Genomic DNA, 21,824 nt, shown 5'->3' with positions numbered 1-21,824 from the left:
TATATTTTCCTCCTGATAAAAAATTTATGCGGCATTGTCGCCAAATCGTGTCGCATATGTCATGATTTCCTCTTCAGTAGTGTGGCGCGGGTCAACTTCTCCCGTGATTCTCCCGTTGCACATTACTATAATATGATCAGCTATTCCCATGACTTCCGGCAATTCTGACGATACTATAATAACGCCTACTCCCTGTTTCTTGAGCTCGTTAATAATCTCGTAAATCTCAACTTTTGCGGCTACGTCAATTCCCCGTGTAGGTTCGTCGAAAATTAACACTCTTGACTGACGAGCGAGCCACTTTGCAACAACTACTTTTTGTTGATTTCCGCCTGATAAACTCCCCGCAGCTACTTCAGCATCTGCCATCTTGATAGTTAGTGAGCTCTTCCCCTTCTCTATCATCTCATTCTCGACTTTCTTGTTAATCTTCCCGGTGGGACTGCCGAGCGTGATTATATCGAGATTTGGCAATGCTATATTATCCCTGATAGAAAGTTTTGTGCAAAGTCCTTCTTTTTTCCTGTCTTCAGGTGCTAAGACTATGCCTTGACGAATTGCCGAGCCGGGATTATATATGCTTATAGGGTTGCCGTCTAGTAAAATTTCGCCGCTCTCTTTAGGGTCTGCTCCGAAAATTGCGCGCATTGTCTCAGTTCGGCCTGCTCCTACAAGTCCCGAAAATCCTAACACTTCACCCTCGTATAAATCAAAGCTGACATCACGTACTAATTTGCCGGCGTTCAAATGCTTGACTTCTAAAATTTTCTTGCCCTTAGGTACATCTTCACGCGGGAATTGATTTTTGACTTCATGCCCTACCATGTTCGCTATAATCTGATCCATAGTGAACGAGTTAAATTCGCCTTCTGTTATATATTTTCCGTCGCGCATAATCGTAACGTCGTCGACAATGTGATGTAATTCCTGCAGCCTGTGAGAAATATATACAATTGCCGTGCCCATTGCCTTTAACTCGCGGACGATTCTAAACATTTCCGTGATTTCTGCATTAGATAAGGAAGAAGAAGGCTCATCCATGACTAAGACTTTAGCGTTAATTAACAGGGCTTTTGCGATTTCTACCATTTGCTGACGGCCGACTGTTAAATTTCCTACTGATTCGTCCGGGTCTATGTCGTGAATTCCCAGTTTTGCGAGCTGCTCAATAGCTAATTTATTCATTGCCGCGTTATCAAGCCTGCCATGCTTTATAATTTCACGGCCTAAAAACATATTTGCTGACACGCTCAAATGCTGGCACATGTTTAATTCTTGATGGATTATTGCTATTCCAAGTGCTTGAGCCTGCTTAGTGTTCAAATCACCCTCAATTTTCTGCCCGAAAATAGTAATCTCGCCCGAATCTCGCGTGTAGACACCTGATAAAATTTTCATGAGCGTTGACTTCCCCGCGCCGTTCTCTCCTAATAGAGCCATAACACGACCAGCCTTCAAATGCAAATGAACGTCATCAAGTGCCTTAACGCCCGGAAAAGTTTTCGTTATATGCTCCATTGTTACGACATAATCACTCAAAATATATTACTCCTTTCACGCTTAAAATTTTATATTTTTACGGGAATAATTTTACTTATCCCCGTTTGAAACCGTGTAGGTACCTCTAAGCCCGCCGGTGGGTATTTTCAGGAGTAAAAAATTATCTGCGGACTTTGCTAGATACAAAAAATTTTTAATCCTTTGCAGGGGGATATTCAGTACAAAGCAATCTATATGGCTTCTCGTCCTCTTCTATAGTAGGAAATCTCCCTAAAGGCTCATAAAATCTGTTGTCAGTGTTGTCGTCGTTGCACATTGAGACTTCACCGATAATAGCATATTCAGTACCGGGCTGTATGATAAATTCATGATAATAATACGGATAAAGTGAAAGAGACTCGCCGGGCTTGAGAATTACATCACTACCTGCAGGCACAAAATACTCGCGCCCATCCTGAAAAATTTTCACGTCGGTATTTAATGGCTGCTCGGTCTTCCTGTCAGCGTTCCAAAGCCTGAATACTACATTACCGCCGCCGCGATTTATAATATCTTCCATCTTGTGCCAGTGAAAATGATTTGGCGATACTTGGCCCTCTTTCAACATCATAATTTTTTCGGCATAAGTCTTAGTGTATTTCTTGTTGTGAACGTTGCCGTTTCTTATTGTGATGAGATATAGCCCCTTTTTCGCAAAATTACCCTCGCCATAATCCGTAATGTCCCAGCCGAGCGCGTTATCACGAATTTCGTCGTATTCATGGCCTTTTGTCGCCCACTCTTCAGGGGTAAAACTCAAAAACGGAGGCAATGCAAAACAGTGTTTCTTGAGTAATGCCTCAAACTCCTTAATATGCGCGTTGATTTCTGATCTCTTCATATTATATATAACACCTTTCTAAAATTTTGCTTTAAAAGCTGAAATATTTTCGTTGATTTCTGAGTCGCCCTCTAAAATCGTGAAAGTCAAAATATTTCTTTCTCGCTTGAATGGCGCAAGAGTGTGTAAATTCCCGTTCTCATGATACCATTTCCGGCCGTGAACTATTGAATTAGCAGGCTCAAGCCCGACTACATAATCACCGCTGGCTATGCTCTTCCACTGCATAAAGTGAGGTAAATATTTAACGTTCCATGAAATTTTTACACCGAGTTTCAAAGCCTCATTTACTGCTATTACTTCCGTATTTTCCTGAGGGTCTGATTTAATCTCGTGAATAAATACATATTCAGGCTCGTTATCTTTCGGGGCTTCCATTAAGTTATATCTGCTTTCGTGGCCTTCTGTGTCATGATTTCTAGGCGTGATTTTCTTAGTGGGAATAAAAAATTTTGTAGTCTCGTCTAAAAACGGCCACCCTAAATTAAAGTGATATAACAGCATTAAAGGCTCGTCCCTAAATCCCTCGTTCTCGAATTCGTCCGTCAAAATAAATGACTTAGTGCCGCAAATTGTTTCTATACTACGACGCAAAACAAGATTTTCACCGAATAATTCAGCCTCCCGCATTTCACCGGAAATCTTGATTTTATACTCGTCATTATCCCAGTATGCATTACTCGATAAATGCTCTGCCGGTGTCGTTCTTATTCTGCCGTGCATGGGATAATTTTTGCCGTCAACCTCACAGGGCGCGCCTATGTTCTCAAGTCCTGCCGTAAAAAATAAGCCGCACATTATACTTCTTTGTGCTTCAGGTCCGTTTGTGTCATAATGTCCTAAACCCTGAAGTCCGGGCTTTGACAAGAAACTTATATTTATTCCCGAATATGAGAACTCGCTAATATCAAGACACTTATCAGCTAATACCCTAAATGACATCTTGCCGTTCTTCACGTCAAATGCTTTCAGGCCTGAGCTTCTGCCCTCTGAGTAAATTATAGGCCTCACATATGCTAATTGCTGAATACTGCCGGCGTATTTCATTAATTCTGATTTCATGATAAACCCCTTACTCTAAATTTGCGTGATACTGCCATAAATCTTTCATGTTAATATTGCGCTCGTCGACAATCATTTTTGCTATAATATCACCCAGTAATAATAAACTCTGGTCAAAAATTGTCGTCATGGGCTGACACGAATCTATCTCGTCTTCAAGATAAAATTTTGTCCTCACTGGAATTCTTACCATGAAGTCGGCTATATCCTTCATTTCACTGTTAGGATTTGACCCTATATGAACTATTTTGCAGTCTGCAACTTGACGCGCTTTCTTTGCTATTCCGAGCGGGAATAATGACCCCCCCGAACCTGACCCGACAATTAATAAATCATTCTTAGTGATTGCCGGTTCCGTAATGTCGCCTACGCAATGAGCTTTGATGCCTAAATGAGCCAGTCTCTTGCAAATACACTCTAAAGCCATCATTACACGGCCTACTCCTACAAAAAATACTTGGTCAGCCTGCAAAATCTCATCGTGCAATTTTTCTACCTGTTCAGGCTTGATATTATTAAAAACTTTCTCAAGCTCAGCAAAAATATCTTTCTTTGTACTAATAAATTTCTCGCTGAATGTCATAAATTTTTTAGCCTCCTAAGTGAATTCAACAAATCATCACGCTTTAAACACGTACTGCCAGTTACAAAAATATCGGCCAAGCCCGTTTTACCCCAGTCAATAATATTTTTTTCGCTTATACGGCCGTCAAGTTCTATTTTTGTGTCAAGTTTGCGAGTTTGTATCATACTGCGTAAATCTTTAATTTTGCGCTCGGCATATATTACCTGCTGTTCTCCCTTCACAAATGCATAGCCGGGATTAATCAGCATTAATAATATTACATCACATTTTTCAAGCACATAATCCAACACATTTAACGGCGTTGAAGGCTTGAGAGCGACACCGGCTTTTACACCTTTTGAGTGAATTCGATTAATCATCCCGTCAATATGCGGCTGAGTTTCTGCGTGAAAAGTAATTTGCTCGGCTCCTATGTCTAATAACTCATCTACAAAATAATCCTGCTCAGTCGTCATAACATGACAGTCAAATTTTAGTCCTGTCTTTGCGCGTAACTGCCTGACCGTGTCAAGTCCTAAGGGCATACTCGGCGAAAAATGGCCGTCAAGAATATCTACGTGTAAATAATTTATTCCCGCCTGCTCTAAAATTTTTACTTGGCTCTCAAGATTGCACATGTCAAGACATATTAATGAAGGTGATATTATGCTCATGAGATATTATTTTTCCTTATAAACTCTTCGATTTGCTTACGGGTTGGAATTGATTCAATCGCGCCTTTACTCTGAACGCAGATACAGCCGGAAATATTCCCGTAATTCATGGCTGATTTTATTTTTTCACCGGTCAAATCTGATATATTATTCACGCCTTCAAGCCTCAATTTTGACAAGAAAGCTCCCCAGAAAGCATCTCCGCAGCCTGTCGCGTCAACTGCATGAACTTTGAAGCCGCCAACTTGCAGGACTTCATCATTAAAATATGCCTTTGCGCCGTCCTTGCCTAGGGTCTCGACTATGACAGCTATGTTATAATCACGCATTAAAACGGGTAAATTAGCCTCGCCGCCCATCATGTCAATTTCTTCACCGGACAATTTAAGCAGGTCTACATACTGCAAGACACTTTTTATCGCGTCAACACAGGCTTTTATATCGTCATTCCACATTATATTTCTATAATTTATATCAAAGCTGACGAGTTTATTATTTTCGTGTGCTAGCCTCATTGCCTTAATTGTCGCGTCCTTCTCAGGCTGGGCCGATAACGAACACGAACCCGCATGTATTATCGCAGAATTCTTTATGTCGTTTTCTTTCACGTCATTTTCTGATAACATCATGTCGGCTCCGGGCTTTCTTGCAAATGTAAATACCCGCTCACCGTTTGCTGAAAGTGTAACAAATGCCATCGTTGTAACTGCTTCCTTGCACAAATCTTTACAAATTGCCTCGACATTGTATTTTGCTAGAGTGTCCATTAAGAAATGGCCGAAATTATCTTCACCGACTTTGCAACACATTGCGGATGTAAGACCGTTTTTTGCCGCGGCTATAGCTACATTTGCGGGGGCTCCTCCGGCCTTGCGTATATAGCTGGCTTCTTCACTGCCCGGTATGAAGTCTATTACCATTTCTCCGACAGCGTATAAATCAATCATGCGCCTGCCTCCAAATTATATTTTATAGTGTAATAAGATAATTTAATTTTATAACAATGCTGAATACTACGCAAATTTTTTTAACAGCGTTCGGGATGTGCTGAATGCATGTGATGATTTAATTGCGCGAAAGTACTGCACTCAAAATCACAATTATTCACAGGACATTTTACTGTCAATCTTTCAAGCCCGCTGTTTACTCCGCCCGATATTGCTTCAAGGGTGTACTCTGATAACTCCTGACCGATTAATTTATCGTCGTCAAATAATGACATTAAATTATTCCCTTCTTTCATATTTATATATACCTGAAAACTATATAATTATATCGTAATATACAAGTGAAATTAATTAATTCGCAAAAATTTTTATTAACCGGCTTTATAATTAACTCGTGAAAATTTATTAGCCTGCATTATCACATTCAAGATATAGCTTGCTAGTGAGTGAGTGCGTTATAATCAGCCTGCGTTATCACATACACACATGATATATAATTACTCGTGAAAAATTTATTATAAATCAGGGAGAAAATTTATTTACATGAATTATGACGCATTAGAATTATCAATTAACGACTGGGAATTATTATTTGCGAACTGGAACGAAAAAAAATTTAGGGCGGCACAAGTCTGTCAATGGATTTATGCAAAAAAGGAATTCAGCTATAACGGAATGAGCAATCTTTCTATAAATTTACGCGATAAATTAAGCGGACAAGTTTTTATTAATCTTCCCGTTATGATACGTGAGCAGGTTTCTAAAGACGGCACGAAAAAATTTTTATGGCAGTTTACCGACAATTCACGAGTTGAAAGCGTATTACTCAATCACGGCGGACACAAAACCGCTTGTATATCTAGTCAGGTGGGCTGTCCTCTTAATTGCGCATTCTGTTATACGGGCTCAATGGGCTTTACTAGGAATTTAACACGAGGTGAGATTTTAGGGCAGTTTCTCTTAATGGAAAAAATTAATAAATCTGACATTAATAATATAGTCTTCATGGGAATGGGGGAGCCTCTTTTGAACGAGAATAATATTTTTTCGGTTATACGCTCGCTGAATAATAAAAATATGCGTAATCTTGGCGCAAGACATATCACTATATCGACGTCCGGAATTGTACCGGGAATTGAAGATTTAGCAGATTTTGAGATACCCATTAGATTATCTATTTCACTTCACGCGCCGAATGATATTTTACGTAATAAATTAATGCCTGTTAATAAGCAATACCCGTTACAGAAATTAATTAATGCTCTCAGACGCTATAAAGACAGAACAGGCGAAAGAATTACGATTGAATATGCCTTAATTGACCGTGTAAATGATGATGTCTCACTTGCTTATGAGATGGCGGCGTTACTTGATGGGCTTGAGCCTTATATTAACTTGATACCGTTTAATCCCATTCCTAACAGGCCGGATTTAAGACGTTCGAGCGACACAAGAATTAAAGAGTTTTGCGCGGCTCTGTCAAGTCTCAAAATTGAGTACGAATTACGCAAAGAAAGAGGGACTGATATAATGGCGGCTTGCGGTCAACTGGCTATAAATAACCGGGCTCAATAAAACCCGGCTATTTTCTTACTCGCTCATTCACGAAATTTGCGTTTGAAATCTTCATATGATAATTTAATGCCGTCTCGTAAGCTCGTTTTGTCATGCCAGCCCATTTTTTGAGCTTTACTCACATCCATTAATTTGCGCGGCGTTCCGTTCGGCTTTGACTTATCCCATAAAATTTGGCCCTGATAGCCTACTACTTCAGCTACTAAATGCGTTAAATCTTTTATGCTGATTTCCTTGCCGCTGCCTGCGTTGACTATCTCATTTCCGGAATAATTATTCATGAGAAATACACAAAGTTCGGCCAAGTCATCAACATATAAGAATTCTCGCAACGGGCTCCCGTCGCCCCAGCATGTTACACTTGATAAATTATTTATTTTTGCCTCGTGAAAACGGCGTATTAAGGCGGGTAAAACATGACTGTGTTCGGGGTGATAATTATCATTTAGGCCGTATAAGTTACAGGGCATTACTGATATATAATCCGTGTTATATTGCTTGTTCAGGAATTCGCAGTATTTCAAGCCTGAAATTTTCGCCAATGCATAAGCCTCGTTAGTCTTCTCAAGTGAGCCCGTTAATAAATACTCTTCTTTGATGGGTTGCTGCGCTAATCGGGGATATATGCATGACGAGCCTAGAAACTCTAATTTTTTGCAGTTATTCATGAAAGCCGCATGAATTACGTTCATCTCTAAAATCATATTTATATACATGAAATCTGCCAGTGCTTCAGAATTTGCCGCAATTCCTCCGACTTTGGCCGCCGCTAAGAAAACATATTCAGGCCGTTCACTCGCAAAAAATTTTTCGACTTCATTTTGACGCGTTAAATCAAGTTCTGTGTGTGTGCGGGTTATTATGTTATTATAGCCCTGTCTAGTTAATTCGCGCATTATTGCAGAACCTACCATGCCGCGATGTCCTGCTACATAAATTTTTGAATTCTTATCCATGAAAATTTTTCACGCTCCTAATTATATTTGACGCTGTACGAGTTCATAAAATAGCCCGTGTTTATTCATTAATTCGTCATATTTGCCGCTTTCTGAAATTCGGCCCTCGTTAAGTACTATTATTCTATCGCAGTTCTTCACAGTTGAAAGCCTATGAGCTATTATTATTCTCGTACAATTTAATTTCTCCAGTGAGTTCGCTACTATTTTTTGCGTTAAATTATCTAGCGCGCTTGTTGCCTCGTCAAATAATAAAATTTTCGGTCTGGGTGCAATTGCGCGGGCGATTATAATTCTTTGTCTCTGACCGCCTGATAAAGTATTAGCTCCCTCGCTTATCATAGTCTGCATCTTCATGGGCATTTTGTCTATATCTTCAGCGATACCGGCCATTCTTGCGGCTTCCCATGCGTCGTCTTCCGTCAAATTAGGCGCTGAAATTATTATGTTCGAAAATATACTGCCCGGAAATAATTTGCTGTTCTGCATGACACAACCGATATTTTTTCGCAATGATTTCATGTCTAAAGTCTTCAAATCGTGATTGTCATAATATATTACTCCGTTTTCCGGACGTTCAAAGCCTAATAATAATCTCACAAGCGTAGATTTTCCCGCCCCGCTCTTGCCTACTATTGCTAAATATTCCCCGTGTTTAATCTTAAGCGAAAATTTATCGAGTATTAACGGCGTTTTTTGCGAATACCTGAATTTGACATTATTTAATTCTATATTGCCCAAGACGCGATTTAATTTTTTACCGTGCGAAATTTCCGGCTCGGCTTGTAATATAGGCTTGATTAAATCTACTAATGGCTGTATATTCGCGATTGAGAGTGCCGCACTGCTTAATGCTGTAAACGCCCCCGATAATAAACCGTATGAGGCCATGAATGCCATGTAATTTTCCGGACTAACTCCCGAATTCAACGCACTATAATATAATATGAACGTCCCTATTAAAGTTATTGCAGGCTGTATAGCTCCCGTTAATTTCAGCAACAAAGGCGGATTATATATTAATTTTGCTGAACGTTTATTCAAGTCTGCCCATTTCGCAAATGCCCGTCTCTCTGAACCAGTTAATTTTATTTTCTGTATTCCTGTTATAAGCGCATATATTAACCCATATTCTTTTGCGTCTATTTCCGTCGAACGCCTTAATATTACTGAATGCCCGTATGTCAATATTACTGAAGCAAGAAATAACAAGCTCACTATTAATAATGCAGGCATGACTAATACAGGTGTAAATATAAATATCTGTCGCAAATATATCAAGCTCATTAACGCCGTCAATAACAGCGAAAATATCACAGTCGAAAATGTTTTACATAAGATGCTGGCGGAATTGGCTCGTTTTGCGAGTTCTCCCGATGAGTAATCTTTAAAGAATTCGGCGGGCAAGTTTATAACTCTCATCATGACAGCGGCATTTACGCTCGTGTCCATTTTCGTATTTATTCGGGATAATGCTAGATTTTTAGCGATATTAAATAAATTTGTAGATATTCCCGCTGAAATTATAAATATAAATATCGCTATCACACTTTGAATATTATTACTATATATTATCTGCGAATATACTAACTGCAGTAAATACGGCGTCGTCATTGATATACATGTTACAAGCAAAGTTATTAACGCTATCGAGATTATATCAGATATTGCTAGACTTCTTAACGCAAATATTATTAAATCTTTTATGCTCATTCTTTCAGCCGGTAAATTCTTATAAAAACATACAGCCTCTCTATTTATATTTTCCTGAGTGCGTGAGTTTATGCGTATTCTTTTACCCGTCTCGTAATCTTTATAATAATAGCCCCGATAATCAGGGATTAACGCTATATATGAGCCGTCCTTTAACTGCGCTAAATATATTCCTGAAGCGTCCTTATACCAGTTATGCGTTAATATTACATCACGATACATTATTTTGTTCGCGTCAAAAATTTCTGTTATATCTTGATTGCTTGCAAAATCTGATTTTATTGCGTCTTCAGGTAAGTTATAATAATTTGCTATCTCGCTTAATGCGTCCAGTGAATTATTTGACTGTGTGAATAATTTCTGCCCCGTTATTGCTTCCGATATTTCACTGAATGCGTTATTGAATGCGTTTATGTCTGAATTTATGCGCGTTCTTATCTGTTCGTCAAAATAGCCTGACAATGATATTTACCCCCTTCATAGTGTTGAATGATAAAATATGCAGCCCGCAGGAAATTCTCCCGCGAGCTATAAAGAATGTTGCGGACCTTTAGCAAGCGTAGCGACCTCTCAAAACTATTCATTTATGATTAATGCCGCGTAATATTCACAACGTTTTATTAACTCGTCATGCGTTCCAGTGTCTAAGATTTGGCCGTCCTTCATGACTATTATTTCGTCGCAGTCCCGTATTATTGACAGTCTATGTGAAATAATTATCCGCGTAATTCCCCGTGCGTTTACTGCCTGCATTAATTCATTCTCGGTGCGGGTGTCTAGTGCGCTCGTGGCCTCGTCAAGTATTATTATAGTAGGGTCAAAAGCTAGTGAAGCCGCGATTTCCAATCTTTGACGCTGACCGCCTGAAAAGTTTTTACCGCCCTCCTGTACTTCGCCCGAATAGTCCCCGTCCCTGTTTATGATTTCGTCATGGATTTGAGCGTCTCTAGCTGATAATATTATGTCAAAATCTTCTATTGATTTATCCCACATGCGTATATTATTAGCAATACTATCTTCAAATAACGTAATATCTTGATTTACACATGCTACTGAGCCGGTGAATATATTTCTATTTATCTGCGCTATTTCTAAGCCGTCATATAAAATCTGACCGTCCCAGACTTTATATAAACCTGTAAGCAATTTCGCTATTGTTGACTTGCCGCAACCTGAAGGCCCGACTATCGCAACACTTTCTCCGGCGTTCACTCTCAAAGAAAAATTTTTGATTACAGGGTCAGACAATTTATTATATCCAAATGTTATATTCTTGATTTCGACTAAGCCCGTTAATTTCTTGAGTTCAGTATCAGGCAAATTATAATTATATTCAACGTCAACAGGATACTTGAAAACGTCCTGCACGCGCTCCATACGTGTACGCATTTCCTGTAACTGCTGGCCCGCACCGATTAATAATTGCGCAGGTCGTGAGAATGATAATAAATACCCGTTAAACGCGCTTATAAGCCCGATTGTCCATTGACCGGAAATTATAAGCCTTATGCCAAGAAATAATATTATGTTGCTCGCTAACATGTTTAAGAGTGCCGGGAGCTGTCCGAGCGTCTGATTTAATTTGTCAAATTTTACCAGACACGCCGCTACATTCGCCGCAAAGCCCGCCCATCTTGAGAAATAGCCCCCCTCCGCACCGCTCGACTTTATCGTCTCTATCATGTCTATTCCCATTAATGCCGTGCTGTCTAAATTGGCCATGTCCCGCATTTGTACTCGTGTGATATTTATGCGTTTATTTGATATTATTTTTGCGAGATAGAGATTTATTATTACGGCTGAAATACCGATTAAAGCTAGCATGGGACTATAATTTAACATGATAAATAAATTAAATATCATTACTATACTATCAAGCATTAGGGGTGTGAAAGTGTTAATTAGTGCGCTGGCTACTCCCTGATTATATACATAGCGTTCGGCCAAGTCCCCGGCCATTCTCTGCTCAAAAAATTCAAGCGGCAATCTCAAGACATGCCACAAAAATGAAGTATTAGACCCGGCTGTCATTTTGCCCTGAAGTCTCAAGAAAAATACTGATTTTACAGCAAGTGAAAGAATTTGAGCGAACATAACACAAGCTAATAATATAAAGAAACCTCTTGACCACTCAGAATGCAAGCCGGTTAATAAATTGTCAATAAAGAATCTATCAAACGCAGGTAATAATATACCAGTTAGAGACGTTATTAAAGTAGTCAAGACAGCAAGCATAAACATTCGGAAAGCTCCACGCAGCTTATCACGGGCAAATCCCAATATTGAAGCAGGTTTGCCGCCCTTCTCAAATTTTTCGTCAGGTTTTAGCAATAAACATATATTTGAATATGAATTCTTGAACTCGTCAAACTTTATAGTTACTTGGCCTCGCGCTGGGTCATTCAGTGAGACATTATCTTTGTGAAAGCCATTCACGACAACAAAATGATTATTCTCCCAGAAAACTATAGCCGGGAATGTGCCTTTATCGCGCAATGTATCAGCATCAAGAGAAAATGCTTTAGTCGTCAAATTATATTTTTGAGCCGCCTTAGTTACGTTAAGCAAATTCGAACCGTCACGAGAAACTCCGCAATCACTCCTTAATTGCTCCAAGGGTATCCACCGGCCATAATAAGCGAGTATCATAGCTAAACAAGCCGCACCGCATTCTAAGGCCTCTAACTGCATTATAACGGGAACTTTCGCAAAATTTTTCATGATAAATATCTCACTTCAACAAAAAATTTACCGGCTTGATATTCTCTATTATGAATGAGGCCTGTGTGATTTCGGGGATTTCCTGTTGCTGTTGCTGATTAAATTTAATAATGGCCTGCAAAAAATTAGCGTGTTCGTCAAGTCCCATCAAGTGAAAATTATTAGCTCCGGTAAATTTTATAATATCTTCATAATTAAGGACATCGCGGGAAAGATTTATGATTTTGCCTGTAATTTTGCTTTCATGAATTCTTGTGTGCATACCAGTTTTAAGTCTTGAGAAGTCGTCATATTTCAAGAAAGCGCGCGAAATCCCCCCCTCTGTGTATACCGGGGCACTAAATGAAATCTCAAGCGAACCGGTAAATATCCAAATAAATAACCCCGTCAGAAATGCAATAATCGCGCTCAAAATTATCCAAACGCCCGGACTTGTAACGCGTATATAATCATGAATTTGTTCGGGTGAAGTAATGCGGATATTCGGCAAAATAAATCACTCCTTATTTTGTTGAGCCCACTTGTAACAGCTTAAATAATCGCCTCTGTACTGTTTAGCCGCGGAGGGGTCGCCCTTGAGAAAATTATAGGCGTCGCACTCGAATAATGCCGGCTTTATTGCGAGAAAATTTTTTCGCCTGATTAAAATATTATCAATCCCATAATCCATAAAAGTATGTATTAAAGAATGCACTAATACATGATAATAGCCGTTAACGACCGTATTATAAGGCCTGTCAGAGAAAAGCAGATCACAAGCCTCACGAACATTAACAGCCGCGCCCCTCCTGTCAACAAGCAAAGCAAGCAACTCCTTAGTTTTCGAACGCTTGAACTCAACAAGAACGCCGTCAACGTAAATATTAAAGCCGCCGAAAGTCTGTATATAAACTTTGCCCTTAGTGCGCAATGGAAGTGGATAATAACGCGATAAGTAATCAATTTCGTTGTTAATCTGCGTGATATTAACCGGCTTGATTAAATAATTATCTGCGTGCACTGTGAAAGCCTCAGAGTAAAAATTTTTATTTCTCGTAATAAATATAATATGAACATCTTTGTGAAATGCTTTGAGTTTTGCGGCCAAGTCAAGACCGTTCATTTTATCAGGCTCTAAATCGATTTCAATAAATGCCGCGTCAAAATTCAGTGATTGCAGATTTAAAGCGTCTTCAGCAGATTGAACGAGTTTAAGCTCCATAGCGGGAACAACTTTTTTAAGAATATCGGCCAAATTATTTAAGTCATTTATGTTATTATCAACAAGTAAAAAGCTCATTTGAAGCCCCTTTCTTTCTCGTGTAAAAACTTGAAAAATTTTGTAATGCTAATATTATCACAAAATGAGCCTCAAACGAGCAAATTTTTATTAACGCACAAAAACTCTTACAAAAAATTTTTATGCCAAGCCTAAACCGTTACCGCCTGCACAGCCGCACCGCCAATGATTATTTGTAGTGTTATAGCCGTCGCCCGCACTCGGACAAAAACAATAAAGCTCCCATGTGTTGCCTATACCATTGCCGCCCGAACATGAGCATGTGCTAGTAACTGTACGAGCCTGATTATTAACGCCGCCCGCAACCGCCTTTAACTCGTCTTCAGATAATAAATACATTTTTTCAGGGCTGAAATCTTCAGGGGATAAATCAAAGCCGTGTTCTTTGGCAAATTCCGCGCTGATTTCCGTAGATGCCTTAATCTGTTCGTCTTTGCCCAGTTTAGCGGCCTCTTCCCATTTTTGAGTTAATTTTGCCTTGAGTTCGTGATTTTGCGAGACTTCTTCAAAAAATTTTTTTGCTTTCTCGTTCATAAATAACACGTCCTATAAACTAAAATTTTTAGAGTATATTGGCCGATTGTTTGCCGTCATCATAGCCAAAGCCAAGAGAAGGACAGCCGCAGCTCTTGCTCACATCGTTAAAATTACTGCCAAAGCCCATTTGCGGACAAGAACAGCCGTTTTTAGCACCGTCGAGAGCTATACCGCCTGCAACTGATTTTAGCTCGTCTTCAGAGAGTGATGACAATTTTGTGATTGCAAAGTCGTCAATTGTGAGTTCATAGCCTTGAGACTGTGCAACCTTTGCAAGTGCTTCAGCCGCTATCTTTGCTTGAGCCTCGTTCTTGAGTACAAATACAACGCCGTCTCCAGATAGTGATTTAGTTAATTCGGCTTTGAGTTCGGGATTTTGTGAGACCTCTTCAAGAAATTTTCTAGCTTTCTCGTTCATAATAAATAATATAAACCTCCATAAAATAAAATATTTATCGCAAATCCTGCCATAATGCGCTGTCAAAAGCTGGTGTATAAGCATTCGGCCTGATTTGTTTCACTGTCTTAATTACTTTATCGACCCAGCCGCCCCTGAAAATTTCGCAAGTTCCGGGGGATTTACTCATGAAATTATTCGGGTCATGTTCTAAAGCATCAGCCCGGCATCCTCCGAAACAATGACGGCTATATTTGCATTTCTCGCAAATTTGATTTAAAGCAAGATATTCGCTCGCACGAGTATTAATAAAATTCATGTAAAACGAGTTATTCAAGCATTCCGGCAAACTTTTTTGTGTTATAACCGGGAATTTATTTTGAATATTATCACTCATGCCGGCAAGAGCCATACAGGGCAAAATACGGCCTTCAGGTGAAATATACATGACGAGCCTAGCATGTCCGCAAATGCAAAAAATTTCTGGGTCAATATCAGGCTTGAAAACGGGAATATCGAAATAGTCAGGTTCATTCATACGAGCCGCAAAAAGCCCGCCCAGCATGATACTTAACGGCATATTGTCTTGATAATATTCGGGAATGTAAGCAAGATACAGCGCAAATAATTCTTTGAAATTTATCGCCTGACCAAAATTATTTTTTGCCCATTCACCGGTATTTGAGACGGGATTAACTTTTAGAGAGCTTACACCGAGCGAGCCTAAATGTTTAATGCTTTCTCGTAAAGTATGCTTATTATGTTGATGTAAACACATTTCCGAACCCGTTTTAAATCCCATATCACGGCATAATTTAAACGCGTCATCTACAATTTTTTCAGCTCCGTTAATGCCGCGTAACCAGTCATGCCAGCCCGCCCCGTCATAGCTCATGTTAAATTCAGGGTGAATATTTCTCTTGTCAAGTTCACGCAATAATTTCTCGTTCACAAGAGCACCGTTTGAATAAATCTGAGTGATATTAATATCTCGTTCAAGTAAAGCGTCGACAATCTCAAGAAAATCATCACGGACAAGCGGCTCGCCCCCTGTTAGAGAGACATTCATAATTCCGCAGTCCCCTAATTGCTGAATGATATTCATAATAGTATCGTGTGATAATTCGCCCATTTTCGCGTCCGGTGCAGACATGTAACAATGCTTGCAGCGATAATTACATTTGCCCGTAATCGACCAGTGAGCATGACGGATATAACGCGCGTGATAAAATTTATACTCCTGATTATGATTTATATCTGAAGGATATTCACAAGGCGTGATAATTCCTGCGTTTTCTGCGAGCTTGATATATTCTCTTACACTTTCAGGAATAACAGGCATAGAGACATCAATTTTGCCGTTGCATAATTCAAGCGCGTTAAACACTTCAGGCCCGACAAAATTAGCCGCCCCCGTTTGAGTATTAATCACAGCGTAGGGCAGTCTCTCATAACCTCGCAATATAAAATTTTCGTTTAGCTTGTAATACATTAATTCCCCTTCATAAATCGCTCAATAAAATATTTTTTTTTCACAACGCGGGAATATTTTAGCACAAAATATTTACACAATGCAAACTATGAAAAAATTTATTACTCTGATAAAATTTTATGAAACATTTACGCCTTGACAAAATTTTATGAATACCCCGGGCGCTTGCGCGCATAGTGGACGCTTGCGCTAGGCAGGGAGGGAGCGGGAATAATGCTAAATAGTTACATTGCGAATAAATTTGTAAAGCGCGAAAATATTAATAATGACGACGAAAATTTTATAATGACGTGGCAAAACTGGCTAAAAAATTTTAATCCCAGCGAAATAATAAATAATTTCATATGCTCAAGAATGCCCGTAAATTTCATTGACGAGAAAAATATCATAATTGAAATATACAGCTCATTTGCGGGACGTATACCCGTTATAATTTTTGAGAATGCACAGGATTTCGAAAACTTTATCACGAATTTATTTTACAAGGGCGCGCGTCCTGAAAATCTCTCACAAATGGGAGCAAGTTTCATTTACGGCCAAAAGCAGAGATTTCTGACACTCTCGAAAAAATTTTACAGCAGCACAGAGCCTGATTATCTCAATTTATCCCCTGAAGAGTGGCGCGATAAATCCATGATAATACGCCGAGAACACGAACTGACGCACTATTACACGAAAAAATTTTACGGCTCAGCGAGCAATAATTTACATGATGAGTTAATAGCGGATTTTACGGGAATTTATGCGGCATTTAACAGTTATAGCGCGAAAATATTTTGTCATTTCATGGGAATAGACGGCACTCACGCGGGGCGGTTTTCTTTATACACTGAAGAATTGAATAATACAGAGATAAACGAGCTCGCAAAAATAGCAGTCAAGTGCGCAAATAATCTCGAAAACTGGACGCACACGCCGGAATTTGTGAGAATGAGCACGCAGGAACGAATAAATTTTTTATGTGAACTAGGCATTAAAGGAATTTGCGAATTAGTGTAGAATTATATAAATTTTTAAGAAGGGGCTATAAAATCGTGAAAAAAATATTTCTTGCTTTAATACTTGTATTAATTGCCTTTAGTGCTTATAGTGCCGTAATATTTTCTGTGAGACTGGGCTATTTAGCGCGCCTTAACACTACAGAAGAAGATTTCAAATCCATAATTGAGACAGCAAACAGCGCAAATGACTGGTCAATTTTCAATCCCAATCACGAAATGTTCGGAGTAAAATTTTATGATTCTCTGTCATCTATGCAAATGGCCTTGAGTGCTAACGAAATTGACGAGATGGTATTACCCGAAATGACAGCAAGTTATCTAGTAAATGTTAATCCTGATTATAAAGTCTGTTGTGCCTCGCGTTCACATAATCCCATGAGCCTAGCATTTGGATTTAAGCGCGATATGCTTTCTCAGCGTATGGCGAATAAATTCAATCAGGCAATTAAATCAATGGAAGAAGATTTAACGCTTGCTAACCTGCTTTCACAATATATAATAGCCGCCGAAGACTATAAACCCGTGAAGCTGCCTATATTTCCTAATGCCGAGAAAATACGTGTAGCAGTAACCGGCGACCTCCCCCCGATTGACTACATAGGCCCGGACGGTGAGCCAGCAGGATTTAACACGGCATTACTCGCAGAAATAGCACAGCGTCTCAAAATCAATATAGAAATCTTGCAGGTAAACGCAGGAAGCCGGACAGCAGCGTTAATATCAGGCCGTGCAGATGTAGCATTCTGGTATGAGACTGCGAAAGATTTTACTTACAATGCAGACGCACCGGAGGGAATTATTTTGTCTGAGCCATATTATAATTGGAACACTTTTTTGCACGTAAATCTTAAACACTCGCGCTGATTAATATATAATAATATAAATTTTTATTCTGAAACGAGGTATATAAACATGAAAAAATTTTTATTTGCTTTACTTGCAGTTATGTTATTATCGAGCTGTGTTTTTGCGGCTGAAGTCTTGCGTGTCGGTGAACTCACGAAATTAAATATTGCCCCTGAAGACTTTGATAAACTAGTTCTAGGAATTCCTACGGCAAAATTTCAAGAGGCTGAATTCAGGAAACAGCCCGCACCCGACAAGCGAGTTACTAAATTCTATGACTCATTAACGACTTTGACATTAGCGCTTAACAAGGGAGAAGTCGACGAGATTTTATTGCCTAAGGACGTAGCAAATTATGTCGTGAAAAATAATGACGCTTTCGAGATTTCAGCAGTTAATCACATAGTGCCGAACTATTTATCATTTGGATTTAAGGACGACGAACAGGGCCGCAAATTAAAATCTATATTCAATGACGCATTAATCACACTTGAGAACAGCGGCAGGCTTTCAATGCTCAAAGAATTATACGTAACAGATCCGGGATTTTCTGAGCCCGAGCCGGTAAAATTTGAGCGTTTTGACGGAGCAGAAATCATAAAAGTAGCAGTTACCGGAGACATGCCGCCCATTGACTTTATAGCAGAAGACGGAATACCAGCAGGATTTAACACAGCAGTACTCGCCGAATGTGCCAAGCTCGCAAAAATAAATATCGAACTCATAAACATAGACTCAACAGCAAGAGCCGCCGCCCTAGTATCAGGCCGAGTAAATGTAGTTTTCTGGTTTCAGACTATACCGGTCGGAAATATTGACGTTCCTGAGGGCATAATTTTGTCAGAGCCTTATTATAGCTGGGTTGAAATGTATTCGCTCAAGTTAAGGAATAAATAAATCATGAAAAAGTTTTTATTTGCGTTAATATTTATAGCGTTATTTTCTGGGAGTGTTTACGCTGAAAATCTCAAAATCGGCGAGCTTGCAAAATTAAATATGACCCCTGAAGATTTGCAGAAAATTAATTCACAAATTCCCGCCTCAAAGTCTCAAGCCTACAGGAATTATGACGCTTTAAACGGTGAATATAAATTTTATGATTCGCTTAACACTATGTTATTAGCACTTAACAAGGGAGAAATTGACCGCGTAATTTTACCTGAAGACGTAGCAAAATATGTCTTGAATAACACTAAAGATTTTCAGGTGAATTCAATCGTAAAGCTCAAGAGAGAGCATTATTTTTCATTCGGCTTTCATGATGACGAGAACGGGCGCAAGTTGAGAAAAATATTTAATGATGCACTTTTTACACTTAAGAATAGCGGCCGGCTTTCAGTCTTGAAGGAAAAATATATAGCTGAAACGGGAGAATTCAAGCCCCTAGAGTTCGCAAAATTTGACGGTGCTGACACAATAAAAGTCGCTGTAACTGGAGATTTGCCCCCTGTTGATTATACAGCAGAAGACGGAGCCCCCGCCGGATTTAATATTGCCGTGTTAGCAGAATGTGCGAAACTTGCAAAAATAAATCTTGAAATAGTCAGCATTGACGCAAAAGCCCGTGCCGCCGCGCTCGTGTCAGGCCGTGTAAATCTAGTTTTCTGGTTTCAGTCAAGAGAAAAGGAAAAACAAAGCTGGGACGTTCCTGAGGGCGTAATTCTCTCTGAGCCTTATTATAATTATGACGAGTTATATTTACTTGAGTTGCGCAAAAATAAATAAAGCGAGGTCGTTATTATGTATATCAAAAAATTTTTATGTGCGTTAATATTTGTAGTCTTGCTTGCTGGCTGTGCTTATTGCGAAAGTAATAAAATCGGCGTGCTTGCAAAATTAAATCTAACTCAGGAAGAATTAAGCAAATTAATTAATGACAACAAGCAATCAGGCATATATCAAAAATTTTCGTCGGGCCTCTCAACGGGGGACAGCTCATTTATATATTATGATTCGTTGATGTCGCTGTTAATGGCACTGAACTCCGGCGAAGTGAGCGAAATTCAGTTACCTGAAGACGTTGCAGATTATGTGTTAAACGTGAATGACGCTTATAGAATTTCAAGTATAATCCGAATGAGCAGAAATTTTTATTTATCGTTTGGATTTAGAGCGAGCGATAATCCCGAATTGCGCAATAAATTCAATGACGCGCTATTATCAATGAAAGCGGACGGGACAATTTTAATTTTGCAGGAAAAATATATAGCAGACGCAGGACTTGACGCCCCCGAACCTGTGAAATTTGCCCATTATGACAATATCGACAAAACTATAAAAGTAGCTGTAACAGGAGACATGCCGCCAATAGATTTTATTTCAGAAAGCGGGACACCAGCAGGCTTTAACACGGCTGTATTGTCGGAAATAGGCAAACGCTTAAAGATTAATATCGAGCTTGTGAACATTGACGCAGGAGCAAGAGCCGCGGCTTTAGCTTCAGGCCGAGTAGATACAGTTTTCTGGTTTCAGGCATTGAAGGACGTTACACAACAAGCTGACGTACCGGAAAATATCACGCTGTCAGAGCCCTATTATGACTGGAATGAAGTATTAGCACTCGTCAAGAAATAAATAATTTTCGCGAATAAATAATTTTTGCGGTGTCTTGGTATTATATAATATTTATCGAGAGCCGCAATTTTTTATTATTTATTATAAGAAGGGAGCTATATAACATGAATGCAGCAATTATAGGCGGTGGCAATATCGGGACTTATTTTGCCGCTGTCTTGTCATCAAATGGTGTAGACGTTCGCATTTACACATCGAGGGCTCAAGAATGGCGCGAAAATATAGAAACTCTAAGCGATGAGGGCATAATTTACGGGCAAATTTCGCTAGCGTCTGATAATATATCGCAAGTTTTGAGGGATTGCGAAATTATATTTATAACTCATCCGGCTTCATGTTTCAGAGGACTTGACAAATTAATCTCACCTTATATAAAAACGGGCGTTTATCTGGGAATTATTCCGGGAACCGGCGGGGCTGAGTTTCAATTTATTAATTGCGTCAATAAGGGTGCTGTATTATTCGGTCTGCAGAGAGTTCCGGCAGTCGCAAGAATTATTAAATACGGTCATTCAGTCAGAGTACAAGGCAGGCGCGATAGATTAAAACTTGCTTCAATTCCTAATTATCACGCAAAGGAAATAGCTGATTTTATCTCGAAAATTTTTGACATGCCCTGTGATATTTTGCCGAATTACTTAAATGTAACGTTAACTCCAAGCAACCCGATTTTACACACGTCAAGATTGCGGGTATTATTCAAGAATTATCATGACGGCGTTATTTATCCCGAAAACTTTTTATTTTATGGCAGCTGGGACGATGAGTCATCAAGTTTATTATTTGCGCTTGATAATGAGTTACAGGAAATTTGCGCAATTCTAAGCGAGAAATTAAATATAAATCTCTGTGAAGTAAAATCTCTAAGAACTCACTACGAGAGCAGCACGCCCAGTGAATTAACACGCAAAATTAAAAGCATATCGAGCCTAAATAAATTATATTCTCCTATGATAAAATTTAATAGCGGTTATATTCCTGATTTCAGCTCAAGATATTTCACGTCTGATTTTCCGTTCGGTCTTGCTATAATAGAGAGCATTGCAGGAATAATTAATTATAATGCTCAAGAAATTTTTAACACTATGGACTGGTATAGAAATTT

General features: G+C 39.2%; 22 protein-coding genes. 7 read left to right on the top strand and 15 right to left on the bottom strand.

Annotation, left to right across the window (positions count from 1 at the left end; translation table 11 throughout):
• Positions 1 to 24: 24 nt before the first annotated feature.
• The 7 genes from IJS99_01430 to IJS99_01400 all read right to left on the bottom strand — a co-directional run bounded on the left by IJS99_01430 (position 25) and on the right by IJS99_01400 (position 5,903).
• Positions 25 to 1,518, bottom strand: coding sequence for a sugar ABC transporter ATP-binding protein (locus IJS99_01430; GenBank protein ID MBQ7560482.1), 1,494 nt, complete (start codon positions 1,516 to 1,518; stop codon positions 25 to 27).
• 175 nt (positions 1,519 to 1,693) lie between these two features.
• Entirely contained in the window at positions 1,694 to 2,380 is a 687-nt protein-coding gene (locus IJS99_01425; protein ID MBQ7560481.1) for a D-lyxose/D-mannose family sugar isomerase, read from the bottom strand.
• Between the two features lie 18 nt (positions 2,381 to 2,398).
• The gene (locus tag IJS99_01420; GenBank protein ID MBQ7560480.1) at positions 2,399 to 3,442 is read right to left on the bottom strand and encodes an aldose 1-epimerase family protein; all 1,044 of its coding nucleotides are present in this window, start codon (positions 3,440 to 3,442) and stop codon (positions 2,399 to 2,401) included.
• Between the two features lie 10 nt (positions 3,443 to 3,452).
• Positions 3,453 to 4,025, bottom strand: coding sequence for a hypothetical protein (locus IJS99_01415; protein ID MBQ7560479.1), 573 nt, complete (start codon positions 4,023 to 4,025; stop codon positions 3,453 to 3,455).
• Positions 4,022 to 4,681 (bottom strand): ribulose-phosphate 3-epimerase, encoded by a 660-nt coding sequence (locus IJS99_01410; protein MBQ7560478.1) that lies wholly within the window; start codon positions 4,679 to 4,681, stop codon positions 4,022 to 4,024. The genes IJS99_01415 and IJS99_01410 overlap by 4 nt, the downstream gene beginning before the upstream one ends.
• A complete protein-coding gene (locus IJS99_01405) occupies positions 4,678 to 5,628 on the bottom strand; it encodes a carbohydrate kinase (protein MBQ7560477.1) in 951 nt (316 codons plus the stop codon). The genes IJS99_01410 and IJS99_01405 overlap by 4 nt, the downstream gene beginning before the upstream one ends.
• An 80-nt stretch (positions 5,629 to 5,708) precedes the next feature.
• Complete coding sequence (locus tag IJS99_01400; protein ID MBQ7560476.1) at positions 5,709 to 5,903, bottom strand: hypothetical protein; 195 nt, start codon at positions 5,901 to 5,903, stop codon at positions 5,709 to 5,711.
• A gap of 268 nt (positions 5,904 to 6,171) precedes the next feature.
• Here IJS99_01400 and rlmN point away from each other — a divergent pair, with 268 nt between their 5' ends.
• Positions 6,172 to 7,203 (top strand): 23S rRNA (adenine(2503)-C(2))-methyltransferase RlmN, encoded by a 1,032-nt coding sequence (gene rlmN, locus IJS99_01395; protein ID MBQ7560475.1) that lies wholly within the window; start codon positions 6,172 to 6,174, stop codon positions 7,201 to 7,203.
• Between the two features lie 23 nt (positions 7,204 to 7,226).
• Here rlmN and IJS99_01390 read toward each other — a convergent pair whose 3' ends face one another.
• The 8 genes from IJS99_01390 to IJS99_01355 form a co-directional block, all read right to left on the bottom strand.
• Positions 7,227 to 8,159 (bottom strand): GDP-L-fucose synthase, encoded by a 933-nt coding sequence (locus IJS99_01390; protein MBQ7560474.1) that lies wholly within the window; start codon positions 8,157 to 8,159, stop codon positions 7,227 to 7,229.
• Positions 8,160 to 8,180: 21 nt separating this feature from the next.
• Entirely contained in the window at positions 8,181 to 10,334 is a 2,154-nt protein-coding gene (locus tag IJS99_01385; protein ID MBQ7560473.1) for an ATP-binding cassette domain-containing protein, read from the bottom strand.
• 114 nt (positions 10,335 to 10,448) lie between these two features.
• Positions 10,449 to 12,593, bottom strand: coding sequence for an ATP-binding cassette domain-containing protein (locus IJS99_01380; protein MBQ7560472.1), 2,145 nt, complete (start codon positions 12,591 to 12,593; stop codon positions 10,449 to 10,451).
• A 10-nt stretch (positions 12,594 to 12,603) separates the two neighbouring features.
• Complete coding sequence (locus tag IJS99_01375) at positions 12,604 to 13,083, bottom strand: hypothetical protein (GenBank protein ID MBQ7560471.1); 480 nt, start codon at positions 13,081 to 13,083, stop codon at positions 12,604 to 12,606.
• Positions 13,084 to 13,089: 6 nt separating this feature from the next.
• Positions 13,090 to 13,872 carry a response regulator gene (locus tag IJS99_01370; GenBank protein MBQ7560470.1) on the bottom strand — a complete coding sequence of 261 codons (783 nt, stop codon included), beginning with the start codon at positions 13,870 to 13,872 and terminating at the stop codon, positions 13,090 to 13,092.
• Positions 13,873 to 13,992: 120 nt separating this feature from the next.
• Complete coding sequence (locus tag IJS99_01365; protein MBQ7560469.1) at positions 13,993 to 14,406, bottom strand: Nif11 family protein; 414 nt, start codon at positions 14,404 to 14,406, stop codon at positions 13,993 to 13,995.
• 28 nt (positions 14,407 to 14,434) lie between these two features.
• Positions 14,435 to 14,827 (bottom strand): hypothetical protein, encoded by a 393-nt coding sequence (locus IJS99_01360; protein ID MBQ7560468.1) that lies wholly within the window; start codon positions 14,825 to 14,827, stop codon positions 14,435 to 14,437.
• A 34-nt stretch (positions 14,828 to 14,861) separates the two neighbouring features.
• The gene (locus tag IJS99_01355) at positions 14,862 to 16,298 is read right to left on the bottom strand and encodes a radical SAM protein (protein MBQ7560467.1); all 1,437 of its coding nucleotides are present in this window, start codon (positions 16,296 to 16,298) and stop codon (positions 14,862 to 14,864) included.
• Positions 16,299 to 16,511: 213 nt separating this feature from the next.
• Here IJS99_01355 and IJS99_01350 point away from each other — a divergent pair, with 213 nt between their 5' ends.
• From IJS99_01350 to IJS99_01325, 6 genes are all read left to right on the top strand, one after another.
• Positions 16,512 to 17,297 carry a hypothetical protein gene (locus tag IJS99_01350; protein MBQ7560466.1) on the top strand — a complete coding sequence of 262 codons (786 nt, stop codon included), beginning with the start codon at positions 16,512 to 16,514 and terminating at the stop codon, positions 17,295 to 17,297.
• Between the two features lie 35 nt (positions 17,298 to 17,332).
• Positions 17,333 to 18,163 (top strand): transporter substrate-binding domain-containing protein, encoded by an 831-nt coding sequence (locus tag IJS99_01345; protein ID MBQ7560465.1) that lies wholly within the window; start codon positions 17,333 to 17,335, stop codon positions 18,161 to 18,163.
• 48 nt (positions 18,164 to 18,211) lie between these two features.
• Positions 18,212 to 19,042, top strand: coding sequence for a transporter substrate-binding domain-containing protein (locus IJS99_01340; GenBank protein ID MBQ7560464.1), 831 nt, complete (start codon positions 18,212 to 18,214; stop codon positions 19,040 to 19,042).
• Positions 19,043 to 19,045: 3 nt separating this feature from the next.
• Positions 19,046 to 19,870, top strand: a complete 825-nt coding sequence (locus IJS99_01335) for a transporter substrate-binding domain-containing protein (GenBank protein ID MBQ7560463.1) — start codon at positions 19,046 to 19,048, stop codon at positions 19,868 to 19,870.
• 15 nt (positions 19,871 to 19,885) lie between these two features.
• On the top strand, positions 19,886 to 20,719 hold the full coding sequence (locus tag IJS99_01330; GenBank protein MBQ7560462.1) for a transporter substrate-binding domain-containing protein: 834 nt from the start codon (positions 19,886 to 19,888) through the stop codon (positions 20,717 to 20,719).
• Positions 20,720 to 20,823: 104 nt separating this feature from the next.
• Positions 20,824 to 21,824 (top strand): NAD/NADP octopine/nopaline dehydrogenase family protein (locus IJS99_01325; GenBank protein MBQ7560461.1); only part of this gene is annotated, 1,001 nt, incomplete at its 3' end.

The sequence above is a fragment of the Synergistaceae bacterium genome (assembly GCA_017444345.1).
Classification (GTDB): domain Bacteria; phylum Synergistota; class Synergistia; order Synergistales; family Aminobacteriaceae; genus JAFUXM01.
This window is presented reverse-complemented; position numbering and strand designations above follow the sequence as displayed.

Coding starts and splice junctions, on each gene's coding strand:
- IJS99_01330 (MBQ7560462.1), top strand. CDS start 19,886: ATGTATATCAAAAAATTTTTATGTGCGTTAATATTTGTAGTCTTGCTT.
- IJS99_01420 (MBQ7560480.1), bottom strand. CDS start 3,442: ATGAAATCAGAATTAATGAAATACGCCGGCAGTATTCAGCAATTAGCA.
- IJS99_01370 (MBQ7560470.1), bottom strand. CDS start 13,872: ATGAGCTTTTTACTTGTTGATAATAACATAAATGACTTAAATAATTTG.
- IJS99_01355 (MBQ7560467.1), bottom strand. CDS start 16,298: ATGTATTACAAGCTAAACGAAAATTTTATATTGCGAGGTTATGAGAGA.
- IJS99_01365 (MBQ7560469.1), bottom strand. CDS start 14,406: ATGAACGAGAAAGCAAAAAAATTTTTTGAAGAAGTCTCGCAAAATCAC.
- IJS99_01430 (MBQ7560482.1), bottom strand. CDS start 1,518: ATGGAGCATATAACGAAAACTTTTCCGGGCGTTAAGGCACTTGATGAC.
- IJS99_01410 (MBQ7560478.1), bottom strand. CDS start 4,681: ATGAGCATAATATCACCTTCATTAATATGTCTTGACATGTGCAATCTT.
- rlmN (MBQ7560475.1), top strand. CDS start 6,172: ATGAATTATGACGCATTAGAATTATCAATTAACGACTGGGAATTATTA.
- IJS99_01400 (MBQ7560476.1), bottom strand. CDS start 5,903: ATGTCATTATTTGACGACGATAAATTAATCGGTCAGGAGTTATCAGAG.
- IJS99_01350 (MBQ7560466.1), top strand. CDS start 16,512: ATGCTAAATAGTTACATTGCGAATAAATTTGTAAAGCGCGAAAATATT.
- IJS99_01415 (MBQ7560479.1), bottom strand. CDS start 4,025: ATGACATTCAGCGAGAAATTTATTAGTACAAAGAAAGATATTTTTGCT.
- IJS99_01360 (MBQ7560468.1), bottom strand. CDS start 14,827: ATGAACGAGAAAGCTAGAAAATTTCTTGAAGAGGTCTCACAAAATCCC.
- IJS99_01340 (MBQ7560464.1), top strand. CDS start 18,212: ATGAAAAAATTTTTATTTGCTTTACTTGCAGTTATGTTATTATCGAGC.
- IJS99_01390 (MBQ7560474.1), bottom strand. CDS start 8,159: ATGGATAAGAATTCAAAAATTTATGTAGCAGGACATCGCGGCATGGTA.
- IJS99_01380 (MBQ7560472.1), bottom strand. CDS start 12,593: ATGAAAAATTTTGCGAAAGTTCCCGTTATAATGCAGTTAGAGGCCTTA.
- IJS99_01405 (MBQ7560477.1), bottom strand. CDS start 5,628: ATGATTGATTTATACGCTGTCGGAGAAATGGTAATAGACTTCATACCG.
- IJS99_01335 (MBQ7560463.1), top strand. CDS start 19,046: ATGAAAAAGTTTTTATTTGCGTTAATATTTATAGCGTTATTTTCTGGG.
- IJS99_01425 (MBQ7560481.1), bottom strand. CDS start 2,380: ATGAAGAGATCAGAAATCAACGCGCATATTAAGGAGTTTGAGGCATTA.